The organism is Streptomyces sp. NPDC014991 (assembly GCF_043080665.1).
Classification (GTDB): Bacteria; Actinomycetota; Actinomycetes; order Streptomycetales; family Streptomycetaceae; genus Streptomyces.
Map to the genome: position 1 here is coordinate 237,882 of NZ_JBIBVY010000004.1, position 11,553 is coordinate 249,434.

Here is an 11,553-nt window from a genome sequence, read left to right on the forward strand (position 1 = left end):
ACCGTCCCCGACCCGGTTTCAGGCGTGGCCGAGCCCGTCCCGCTCGACAGGGGCCGTCCTGCGCCGGACCACCGGGGGGCCCGGCCGGTGCAGGGCGGCGACGAACTTGTAGCGGGAGCCCCGGTACACCGAGCGCACCCACTCCACCGGGGAGCCCTCCGCGTCCCGTGAGTGCCGGGACAGCAGGAGCATCGGCAGCCCCACGTCGGTGCCGAGCAACTGTGCCTCGCGCGGGGTCGACAGCGAGGTCTCGATGGTCTCGTCGGCCTCGGCGAGATGGACGCCGTACACCTCGGCGAGCGCCGTGTACAGCGACGGGCAGCCGGTCAGGGATCGGCGCAGGCCGGGGAAGCGGCGTACGGACAGGTGGGTCGTCTCGATCGCCATCGGGTCGCCGCTGGCCAGCCGCAGCCGCTCGATGCGCAGCACCCGTTCGCCGATCCCGATGCCGAGCAGGCCCGCCAGCTTCTCGTCCGCGGGCACCTCCCCGACGTCCAGCGTCTGGGAGGCGGGCGTGAGGCCCTGCGCCCGCATGTCCTCGGTGTGCGAGGTGAGCTGGAGCGTGCGGTACAGCTTGGGCTGGGCGACGAAGGTGCCCTTGCCCTGGATCCGGTCGAGCCGGCCCTCGCCCACGAGTTCCTGGAGCGCCTGGCGGACGGTGGTCCGGGAGGTGTCGAACCGGACGGCGAGCAGCCGTTCCGCGGGCATGGCCGAACCGGGCTGGAGCGCCTCGGCCATGCTGAGGAGCTGTTGCTTGATCCGGTAGTACTTCGGCACGCGCGCGGTGCGGCCGGGCACCCCTCCGTGCGGCTGGGCGCTGCTGACGTCGGTGGTCATGCCTGCCTTCCCGGCTGTGTCGATGGGCTCCCGTTATAGCGACCAACTGCCTTATGGTCTAGTCCAACTGGCCCGTCCGGGCGAAGGGGGCCGAATGCGGATGGACGCGCTCCGGTGTCTTTCTCGTAACGGCCCGGACCGGCTTTCCGAACCACCCTTGACACTCCAAAAGGTCTAGGCCAAGCTCCCGGTACTGGTCTACACCATTAGTGGCCAGGTCCCGAGCCCTACGTGCAACAGCGTCGTACGCAGGTCACCGCCGAGGGCGTGGGGGGTTAGTGGCATCCCTGAGGAGGGTGGCGTGAAGCGCAAGCTTGCGGCCGCGATCGTGATCGCGGGCATGATGGTCTCCGTGTCGGCGTGCGGCGGAGACGACGGCGACGACAGCGGCAAGAACGCCGGACCGGACAGCTTCAAGGGGCAGACCCTGACGGTCTGGGCGATGGACGGCTCCACGCCGGACCAGTGGTCCAAGGACGTCACGGCCGCCTTCGAGAAGAAGACCGGCGCCAAGCTGAAGTTCGAGACGCAGAAGTGGGACGGGATCCAGCAGAAGATCACCACCGCCCTCTCCGAGTCCACCCCGCCGGACGTGCTGGAGGTCGGCAACACCCAGACCCCGGCCTACGCGGCCACCGGCGGCCTGGCCGACCTGAGTGACCTCAAGCAGGAGATCGGCGCCGACTGGACGCCGTCGGTCTCCCAGTCCTCGGTCTACGAAGGCAAGCAGTACGCCGCCCCCTGGTACTTCGCCAACCGCGTGGTCATCTACAACAAGAAGATCTGGGCGAAGGCCGGCATCAAGGACACCCCCAGGACCCGGGACGAGTTCTTCCGGGACCTGGAGACCATCGGCAAGAAGACCGACGCCGAGCCGCTCTACCTGCCCGGCCAGAACTGGTACTTCTTCGACGGCCTGACCATCGGCCAGGGTGCCGACCTGGTGAAGAAGGACGGCGGCACGTACGTCTCCAACCTCGGTGACCCGAAGGTCGCCAGGGCCATGGAGATCTACAAGAAGTACGCCTCCTACTCCAAGGCCCCCAAGGACAAGGACGAGGCCACCCCGCAGCAGGCCGAGGTCTTCGCCAAGGGCAGGACCGGCGCCTTCATCGGCATGGGCTGGGAGGCCGGCACCGCCGTCACCGCCAACAAGGCGATCGAGAAGGACCTCGGCTACTTCACGATCCCCGGCGAGAGCGCGGACAAGCCCGAGGGCGTCTTCCTCGGCGGCTCCAACCTCGCCATCGCGCAGGGCAGCAAGAAGCAGGCCCTGGCCAAGGAGTTCCTGAAGATCGCCCTGTCGGACCGGTACGAGGGCGAGCTGGCCAAGCTCAACGGCGTCATCCCGAACAAGCAGGCCCTGGAGAGCAACCTCAAGGGCAACGCCGTCGCCGAGGCCGCCGCTCCCGGCGCCGCCGTGGGCGGCACCACCCCGCTGATCCCCGAGTGGGGCGCGGTGGAGAACAGCCCCAACCCGATCAAGTCCTACATGACCGCCGTGCTCAACGGTAAGTCCCCGGCGGACGCCGCCAAGCAGGTCGAGGGCGAGATCAACAAGCGCCTGGCCCAGCAGAACTAGGCCCTCTCGTTCGGATCATGCCGGGCTCGCGGGTCCTGGCACCGCGCCTCGCCGCGTTGTCGTCGGTTGCCATGGCTCCGCCATGGCGCCCTCCTCCGCCGTGCGACGCACGGCACCAGGACCCGCTCCCTGATCCGGCCCGATCCGAACGAAAGACCCTAGACCCGCGCCCGGGGCGCCACGAGGGGGCGCCCCCGGCTCACCTGTGCCGGCGCACGGCCCGGACGCCGTGCGCGCGGCCGAGGAAGTCGTTCGTACGGCCACGGAAGAGATGGCAACTCATGTCAGTGCAGACCGAAGGCACGGACACGGCCGGGGAGCCCGCTGTCCGCAAGGCCCGGGTGCCGGCCCCGCCGCCAGGCGGGGACCGCACCCCCGCCGGGGCCCCGTCCCGGCGCGCCGCCGCCCCCTACCTGCTCCTGCTGCCCGCGCTGCTGGCCACCCTGGTGCTGCTCGGCTGGCCCCTGGTCAAGAACGGCATGCTGTCGTTCCAGAACCTCAACCCGCGGCAGCTCATCCAGCACCTCACCGAGTGGAACGGCGTCGACAACTACCGGGAGGTGCTGAGCGGCGGGGAGTTCTGGCACGTCGTCGAGCGTTCCGTCGTCTTCACCGCCGTCAACGTCGTCCTGATCATGGTGGTCGGCACCCTGATCGGGCTGCTGCTCGCCCGGCTCGGCAAGAAGATGCGGCTGCTGCTCATGGTGGGCCTCGTCCTCGCCTGGGCCATGCCGATCATCGCGGCCACCACCGTCTACCAGTGGCTGTTCGCCCAGCGCTTCGGCGTCGTCAACTGGGTGCTGGACAAACTCGGCTGGCACTCCATGGCCGACCACAACTGGCTGGAGACCCAGTTCTCCACCTTCGCCGTGGTCACCCTGCTCATCGTCTGGCAGTCGATCCCCTTCGTGGCGATCAACCTCTACGCCGCCACCACCACGATCCCCCGCGAGCTGTACGAGGCCGCATCCCTGGACGGCGCCGGCGCCTGGCAGAACTTCACCTCCGTGACCCTGCCCTTCCTGCGGCCGTTCCTGTACGCCACGACGTTCCTCGAAGTCATCTGGGTCTTCAAGTCGTTCGCGCAGATCTTCGCCATGAACGAGGGCGGCCCCGACCACCTCACCGAGACCCTGCCGATCTACGCCTACGTCCAGGGCGTCGGCAACCAGCACTTCGGACTCGGCGCGGCGATCTCCTTCCTGACCATCCTGGTGCTGCTCGCCATCACCTCGTACTACCTGCGCATGGTGCTCAAGCAAGAGGAGGACGAGCTGTGAAGCGCTCGCTCATCGGCCGCATCTGGCCCAACGCGACCGCCGCCGTCCTCTTCGCCGGCTTCGTGTTCCCCGTCTACTGGATGTTCGCGACGGCCTTCAAGCCGACCGGCGACATCATCGCCGACGACCCGGTGTGGTTCCCGACGCACGCCACGCTCGACCACTTCAAGAAGGCCGTCGACGCCGACCACTTCTGGACCCTGGTCCTCAACTCCGTCACCGTCACGGTCCTGTCGGTGGTCTTCTCGCTCGTCATCGCCCTGTTCGCGGCCTTCGCCCTCACCCGGATGCGGTTCCGGGGCCGGCGCGGCCTCATCGTGACGTTCATGCTGGCGCAGATGGCCCCCTGGGAGGTCATGATCATCGCCATCTACATGCTCGTCCGCGACAACGACATGCTCAACAGCCTGGTCCCGCTCACCGTCTTCTACACCATGATGGTGCTGCCCCTGACCATCCTGACGCTCCGCGGCTACGTCGCCGCCGTGCCCAAGGAGCTGGAGGAGTCGGCGATGGTCGACGGCTGCACCCGCTTCCAGGCCTTCGTCAAGGTGATCTTCCCGCTGCTCGCGCCCGGCCTGATGGCGACCTCGCTGTTCGGTTTCGTCACCGCCTGGAACGAGTTCCCCCTCGTCCTGATCCTCAACAAGGACGTCGAGAAGCAGACCCTTCCGCTGTGGCTGTCCCAGTTCCAGACCGCCTTCGGCGACGACTGGGGGGCCACGATGGCCGCCTCGTCCCTGTTCGCGCTGCCCATCCTGATCCTCTTCATCTTCCTGCAACGCAAGGCAGTCAGCGGTCTCACCGACGGCGCCGTGAAGGGATGACGCCCCCGATGACCACCATCCCCACCACCGCGTCCGACAGCGGCTCCGCCGCGGGCGACACCCTCAGCCGGGACGCCCTCGCGGTGCTCCAGCCGGGGTTCGACGGCACCACCGCCCCCGACTGGGTGCGCCGCCGCATCGGCGAGGGCCTCGCCTCCGTCGCCCTGTTCGGCCGCAACGTCGTCAGCGAGAAGCAGGTCACCGCTCTCACCGCCCAGTTGCGCACCGAACGTGACGACCTCCTGGTCGCCATCGACGAGGAGAGCGGCGACGTCACCCGGCTCGACGTACGCACCGGCTCCTCCTTCCCCGGCAACCACGCCCTCGGCGCCGTCGACGACCCCCAGCTCACCCGGGCCGTCTCCCGCGAACTGGGCCGGCGCCTGGCCGCCTGCGGCGTCAACTTCGACTGGGCGCCCTCCGCCGACGTCAACGCCAACCCCGACAACCCCGTCATCGGCGTCCGCTCCTTCGGCGCGAGCCCCGACCTGGTGGCCCGGCACACCGCCGCCTGGGTCGAGGGCCTCCAGTCCACCGGCGTCGCCGCCTGCACCAAGCACTTCCCCGGCCACGGCGACACCAACGTCGACTCCCACCACGCCGTACCCCGCATCGACGTCGACGCCGACACCCTCCACGCACGCGAACTGCCGCCGTTCCGTGCCGCGATCGCCGCCGGCACCCGGGCCGTCATGAGCGCCCACATCCTCGTCCCGGCCCTCGACCCGGACCGCCCCGGCACCCTGTCCCGGCGCATCCTCACCGAGCTGCTGCGCGGCGAACTCGGCTACCAGGGCCTCATCGTCACCGACGGCATGGAGATGCGCGCGATCTCCGGCACCTACGGCCTGGAGCACGGCGTGGTCCTCGCGATCGCGGCCGGCGCCGACGCCATCTGCGTGGGCGGCGGACTGTGCGACGAGCGCACCGTGCTGAACCTCCGGGACGCGCTCGTCGCCGCCGTACGCTCCGGTGAACTGCCCGAGGAGCGGCTGGCCGACGCGGCCACCCGGGTGCGGGCGCTGGCCGCCTGGACCGCCGCGGCACGCGGTGACGCGGACAGGACCCCCGCCGACCCGGAGATCGGCCTGGTCGCGGCCCGCCGCGCGCTGACCGTGACCCGCGCCGGTGCCGCCGCACCCGTCACCGAACCCGTGTTCACCGCCCAGTTCAACCCGGCCCCGAACATCGCCGTCGGCGACCAGACCCCCTGGGGCGTCGCCGCCGAACTGCAGCGGCTGCTGCCCGGCAGCACCTCCGGCTCCTTCACCGGTGACGGCGCCGGTGCCGCCGTCCTCGCCGCGGCCGGCGGACGCCGGATCGTCGCCGTCGTCCGCGACGCGCACCGGCACGACTGGATGCGCTCCGCGCTCGACACCCTGCTCGCCGCCCGGCCCGACACCGTCGTGGTCGAGATGGGCCTGCCGCAGGCCCCGCCCCGCGGCGCCCCGCACATCGCCACCTACGGAGCCGCCCGCGTCTGCGGCGTGGCGGCGGCCGAGGCCGTCGTCGCCGGCTGACCCACGGCCGCACCGGGCCGCCCGCCCCCGCGGTGGGCGGCCCGCCCCTTCCCTTTCCGCGGAACCCGACGGCCCTGCCGCGCTCCGGCGCCCGTCACCGGCACATGTCTCACGCCCGACCCGAAGGTGTTCCCGTTCCACCCCGGAGTGATCGCATGCAGACACCCGCCCCCTACCTGCACCGAGCGGCGACCGGCCGCCCCTACTTCAGTGCCGACGGCGAGACCTACCTCGCCCCGACCCCCCTGCGCGACCTCGAGAAGAGCCGGCCCCTGCGCGTGCTGTCCGAGGAGGATCTCGCCTTCTGGCAGACGTACGGCCACGTCGTCGTCCGCGAGGCCATCACCCCCGGCGAGGCCAAGGAACTGCTCGACTTCGCCTGGGACTTCCAGGGCCTCGACCCCGACCGCCCCGACACCTGGTACACCGAACCGGAGTTCCGCTCCGAACTGGACCGGCACCTCTACATCTACGGCTTCGTCGAGGCGTACCACCACCAGCTCCTGTGGAACAGCCGCCAGAACCACCGCGTCCACGACGCCTTCGCGGACGTCTGGGACAGTGAGGAACTGTGGGTCACCCTGGACCGGCTCAACCTCAACCCGCCCAACCGGCACACCCGTTCACGCTCCCTGATCGAGCCCACCGACGAGGGCTTCGACATCGAACTGCACTGGGACGTCGACACCACCCTCGCCGTGCTGCCGCAGCGGGTCCAGGGCATCATCGCGCTCACCGACACCCGGCCCGAACTCGGCGGCTTCCAGTGCGCGCCCGAACTCTTCCGCCGCTTCGAGGAGTGGCGCGTCGCCCAGCCTCCCGGCCGCGACCCGGTCCGGCCCGCGATCGACCGCGCCGAGTTCCCCGTCGTCCGTCCCGACCTCCAGGCCGGCGACCTGCTGATCTTCAACGGGCTGCTCGCCCACGGCGTCGCCCCCAACGTCTCTGACAACGCTGTCCGAGCCGTCCAGTACCTGTCGATGATGCCCGCGCTGGAGGAGCACACCGCCCTGCGCGACTCCCGCGTGGAGTCCTGGCGCACCCTCGCCACCCCCGACTGGAACGCCACCCTGCTCGGCGACGCCCGCACCCCCGAAGCCCTGCGTTACGGCCGCGCCGAACTGAACGACCTCGGGCGCAAGCTGCTCGGCCTCGACTCCTGGACCCCCGCGGAAGGGGACCGGTGAACCGCGTCTGCCTCACCCTGCCCACCAACCGTGCCTGCTCCGCCACCATCGCCGCCGTGCACGCCGAAGCCGCCTACGCCGCACGCCACTTCGGCGCCGACGTCCAGCTGCTGATCCTGGACTCCGCCGACGAGCGCACCCGGGCCGCGCACACCCGCACGGTCGCCGCCCTGCCGCAGGAGCCGGGCGTGACCGTCCACCACCTCGACGAGGAACGGCAACGCGTCCGGCTGCGCCGCACGATCGAACGCGCCGGCCTGTCCGACCGGGACCGTCTGCTCCGCCTGATGCTCCCGTCCGCCGTCTCCTACGGCGCGTGCACCAACCGCGCCTTCCTGCTGGCAGCCTCCCTCGGCTGCCATTCGGTGCACCGCAGGGACTCCGACAGCACCTACCAACTCAACTCCGGCGAACCGGTGTTCCCCGTCCACCACGAGCTGCCCTGGCTGGGCCGGCCCGCCACCGACGCCTCGGCCGCCGTCACCCGCACCGACCTCGACCCGGCCCTGGCACACCGCCCGGTCTCGCTGGCCGGGGCCTCCTTCATCGGTGAACTCTCCGTCGACATCGCGGAGATACGACGGCTCGACGAAGCCGTCTACCAGGACGTAGTCGGCCTCTGGGCGCCCGGCGACTGGCCCGAGGACCGCAGACGCGCACTGGTCGAGGAGTCCTTCACCGGGGCGGGCACCGCACCCTTCACCGGGGACCACTCCACCCTCACGCTGGTCGACCCCATGCGCGTCGACATGTGCAACGTCGCCTTCGACCGGGCGGTGTACGAGCGGGTGCCGCTCCCGCCCGCCACCGACACCATCGGCAGCGACTACTTCCTCCTCCACCTCGTCCACGACGCGAGACTGCCCGGCATCCTGCACAACCGGCACATCGAGAACTTCCACACCCCCGAACGCCGCACCGACACCGGCTTCCCGGCCTACCAGCGGCGGTTCGTGAAGTTCCTGCTGTCGATGCTCTACTTCCACCACGTCTACGACCGGATGGCCGCCCAGGACGACCGGCTCCTGGACACCGGCCTGCGCGTCCGCCCCGAGGCCGTCACCGGCCTGCTGCGCGAGAGCACCGGACTCGACCGCGCCGAGAACGCCTGGCGGCTCGACCGCGTCGACACGGCGTACCGCAAACTCGGCGGACGGTACGCGGCCTTCGCGGACCGGCTCGCGGTGGAACGCGACCGGTTACTGGACGAGGCCGAGTCGGACATCGAGGACTTCGCCGACCTGACCGAGGCCTGGCCGGCACTCATCGAGGCGGCCCGCACATGAGCGTCCCGCACGGGCGCGGGGGACCGCGCGCACAACCACGACCGGCCCACGGCCGCCCAACGGCGGTCCAAGGCACTCCCAGCGACGCCCTGACCACCGCGCTGGCCACCGCCGAGACCGACCGCATCGTCTACGACCTCTCCGGCATAGAGCGCCAGTTCGACGCCCTGCTGGCCGAGTTGCCCGGCACCCGCGTCCGCTTCGCCCTCAAGGCCTGCCCCGTGGACGACGTCCTGCGCCGCCTTGCCGCCCGCGGAGCGGGATTCGACGCGGCGAGTCCCGCCGAGATCGCCCAGGCCCTGGCCGCCGGCGCTCCCGCCGACCGCATCCACCACGGCAACACCGTCAAGTCCGACCACGACATCGCCGAAGCCCACCGCCTGGGGATCCGCACCTTCGCCACCGACAGCGTCGAGGACGTCACCGCGATCGCCCGGCACGCCCCCGGCGCCCGCGTGTTCTGCCGCCTCGCGACCAGCGGGCAGGGCGCCCTGTGGGGCCTGAACCGCAAGTTCGGCTGCACCCGCGACGACGCCGTCCGCGTCCTGGCGACGGCCCGCGCGGCGGGCCTCGTCCCGGCCGGGCTGTCCGTGCACGTCGGCTCCCAGCAGATGACTGGCGAGGCCTGGCAGGAGGCGTTCGACACGCTCGCCGACACCCTGACGGCACTGGCCGGGCAGGGGATCGTACCGGACCACGTCAACCTCGGCGGCGGTCTGCCCGCGCTCGGTTACCGGGACCGCCACGGCAACCCCCTCGACCCGCCCCTCGACAAGATCTTCACCGTCATCCGCGAAGGCACCGACCGCCTGCGCGGCCTCACCCCCACGCCCCTCGCCCTGGTCATGGAACCGGGCCGGCACCTCGTCGCCGACCACGGTGCCGTCCGCGCCCACGTGCTGCGGCTGACCCGGCGCCGGCAGCCGGACGGCGAGGACGCGCACTGGCTCTACCTGAGCTGCGGCAAGTTCAACGGCCTGTACGAGATGGACCAGGTGACACACCGGCTGGTCTTCCCCGCCCGAACCCGGGCGGCCGGCCACGTCCGGGCGGTCGTCGCCGGCCCCACCTGTGACAGCGACGACGCCTACGGCGGCGGCCGGCACCCGGTGTCCGTCCCCCGCTCCGTCGCCTCCGGCGACCCCGTCTGGATCCTCTCCGCCGGCGCCTACGCCACCAGCTACACGACCCAGGGGTTCAACGGCATCCGCCCGCTGCCGTGCGTCTGCGTACCCGGCACCGCGTCCGACGCCCCCGAAGAACGGCATTGAAAGGCCACCCCATGCGCATACGCGGGATCACCGAGGCCGACTGGCCGCGGCTGGCCGCCATGGAGAGCGAGGCGTACGCGGACCTCTCCCTCGCGGAGGGCGAGGAACTGCTGCGCTCACGGGCCCGCGCCTCGCCCGGCACCTGCTTCGTCCTCGACCTCGACGGCCGGCTCGCGGGCTATGCCCTCGCCCTGCCCTACCCGCCGTTCCGCTGCCCCGACCCGGCCCGCCCCGAGCGGACCGTCCACCACAGCACCAACCTCCACCTGCACGACCTGGTCGTCAGCGCCCCGCTACGGCGCCGCGGACTCGGCACCCGGCTGGCACGCCATCTGACCGGCGTGGCCCGCACCCGCGGCTTCACGACCATGTCGCTGGTCGCCGTCGCCGGCAAGGAGGGGTTCTGGCGGGCCAACGGCTACCGCACCCACCACGCGGCACCCGTCCCGCCGGGCTACGGCAGCGACGCGGTCTACATGTCGGCACCGCTGGCCGCCGCACCCCGCCCGCACCAGGCCCGGGAGGCCGTGTGATGCCCGAACCCTCCTTCACACGCGCCAAGTGGTCGATAGCGGCGCTGTTCTGCTTCCTAGGCTTCCAGTACGGCACCTGGGTCGCCCGCCTGCCCGCGCTCAAGACCCGCCTCGACCTGGGCGCTGGCGAGGTCGGCCTGCTGCTCATGGCCTGCGGCGTCGGCGCGGCGGCCTCCTTCCCGCTGGTCACCGTCCTGATGCGACGGTTCGGCTCCCGGCGCCTCTGCCTCGCGTCCGCCGCCTGCCTGATCGCCGTACTGGCCGCCCTGTCCGTCGTACCCGACTACCCGCTCGCGCTGCTCGCCGTCGCCGCCGACGGCGTCGCGGTCGGCTGCCTCAACGTCGCCATGAACGCGCAGGGCGCCGCCCTGGAGAGCGCCCACGGGCGTACGGCCATGTCCCAGCTGCACGCCACCTTCAGCGGCGGCCTGCTCGCCGCCGCCCTCCTCGCCTCCGGCGTCACCACCCTGACCACCTCGGTCACCGCCCACTTCGCGCCGGCCGGGGCCCTGCTGCTGCTCCTGCTCGGCGGCGCCCGCCCGGGCCTGCTGACACACCGGGAGGCGACCCCCTCGAACGAGGGCCGGCCGAAGCGGCACGCCCGTCACCTCCCCTCGGGCACGACCCTCCTCATGGGCTGTGCCATGGCCTTCGGCACGATCACCGAGGGCGCCATGAACGACTGGTCGACGCTCTACATGAAGGACGTCGTCAGGGCGTCCACGACCGTCGCCCCGCTCGGCATCGCCGTCGTCTCCGTGATGATGCTGCTCGCCCGCCTCCGCGCGGACCGCTGGCGCAGCCGCTGGGGCGACGGACCCGTGGTGCGCGCCGGCAGCGCGGTGGCCGCCGCCGGCCTGGCCCTCGCCCTGCTCACCGGGGGAGTGGTACCCACGCTCCTCGGCTTCGCCTGCGTCGGCCTCGGCGCCGCCGCGATCACCCCGTGCGTGTACGTGGCGGCGGCCGGACACGGCTCCGGCGCCCTCGCGCTGGTCGCCGCGATGGGCACCACGGGCCTGCTGGCCGGCCCGGCCCTGATCGGCTTCGTCGCCGGCGCCGCGAACCTGACGGCAGGCATGGCCACCGTCGCCGTATCGGCGCTGATCGTCACCCTGACCGCCCTCCGTATCCCGTGGCGGACCCGCACCCCCGACGCCGCCCGCCTGCCGGGCGAGGCACCGGCACCGGCCGGGTGAGGGCGCGCCGCGGTCGGGCCGGGTGGCGCCGCGG

The 11,553-nt window shown here is 71.8% G+C and carries 10 protein-coding genes; 9 read left to right on the forward strand and 1 reads right to left on the reverse strand.

From position 1 onward, the window contains the following. Positions 1 to 18: 18 nt before the first annotated feature. Positions 19 to 837 (reverse strand): GntR family transcriptional regulator, encoded by an 819-nt coding sequence (locus ACF1BE_RS09600; RefSeq protein ID WP_392198420.1) that lies wholly within the window; start codon positions 835 to 837, stop codon positions 19 to 21. Positions 838 to 1,138: 301 nt separating this feature from the next. Between ACF1BE_RS09600 and ACF1BE_RS09605 the strand changes: the two genes are divergently transcribed. The 9 genes from ACF1BE_RS09605 (at position 1,139) to ACF1BE_RS09645 (ending at position 11,519) form a co-directional block, all read left to right on the forward strand. Next, a complete protein-coding gene (locus tag ACF1BE_RS09605; protein ID WP_392198421.1) occupies positions 1,139 to 2,419 on the forward strand; it encodes an extracellular solute-binding protein in 1,281 nt (426 codons plus the stop codon). A gap of 281 nt (positions 2,420 to 2,700) precedes the next feature. Then, a complete protein-coding gene (locus tag ACF1BE_RS09610; protein ID WP_392198422.1) occupies positions 2,701 to 3,699 on the forward strand; it encodes a carbohydrate ABC transporter permease in 999 nt (332 codons plus the stop codon). Next, a complete protein-coding gene (locus ACF1BE_RS09615; protein ID WP_392198423.1) occupies positions 3,696 to 4,526 on the forward strand; it encodes a carbohydrate ABC transporter permease in 831 nt (276 codons plus the stop codon). Before ACF1BE_RS09610 ends, ACF1BE_RS09615 begins: the two co-directional genes overlap by 4 nt. 8 nt (positions 4,527 to 4,534) lie before the next feature. After that, positions 4,535 to 6,046 (forward strand): glycoside hydrolase family 3 protein, encoded by a 1,512-nt coding sequence (locus ACF1BE_RS09620; RefSeq protein WP_392198424.1) that lies wholly within the window; start codon positions 4,535 to 4,537, stop codon positions 6,044 to 6,046. Positions 6,047 to 6,201: 155 nt separating this feature from the next. Further along, positions 6,202 to 7,233 carry a phytanoyl-CoA dioxygenase family protein gene (locus ACF1BE_RS09625; RefSeq protein ID WP_392198425.1) on the forward strand — a complete coding sequence of 344 codons (1,032 nt, stop codon included), beginning with the start codon at positions 6,202 to 6,204 and terminating at the stop codon, positions 7,231 to 7,233. After that, positions 7,230 to 8,519 carry a DUF6271 family protein gene (locus ACF1BE_RS09630; RefSeq protein WP_392198426.1) on the forward strand — a complete coding sequence of 430 codons (1,290 nt, stop codon included), beginning with the start codon at positions 7,230 to 7,232 and terminating at the stop codon, positions 8,517 to 8,519. Before ACF1BE_RS09625 ends, ACF1BE_RS09630 begins: the two co-directional genes overlap by 4 nt. Next, positions 8,516 to 9,790: a type III PLP-dependent enzyme gene (locus ACF1BE_RS09635; protein ID WP_392198427.1), complete on the forward strand. Its 1,275-nt coding sequence runs from the start codon at positions 8,516 to 8,518 to the stop codon at positions 9,788 to 9,790. Before ACF1BE_RS09630 ends, ACF1BE_RS09635 begins: the two co-directional genes overlap by 4 nt. A gap of 11 nt (positions 9,791 to 9,801) precedes the next feature. Further along, on the forward strand, positions 9,802 to 10,323 hold the full coding sequence (locus ACF1BE_RS09640; protein WP_392198428.1) for a GNAT family N-acetyltransferase: 522 nt from the start codon (positions 9,802 to 9,804) through the stop codon (positions 10,321 to 10,323). Continuing rightward, positions 10,323 to 11,519: an MFS transporter gene (locus tag ACF1BE_RS09645; protein WP_392198429.1), complete on the forward strand. Its 1,197-nt coding sequence runs from the start codon at positions 10,323 to 10,325 to the stop codon at positions 11,517 to 11,519. The genes ACF1BE_RS09640 and ACF1BE_RS09645 overlap by 1 nt, the downstream gene beginning before the upstream one ends. Positions 11,520 to 11,553 lie beyond the last annotated feature (34 nt).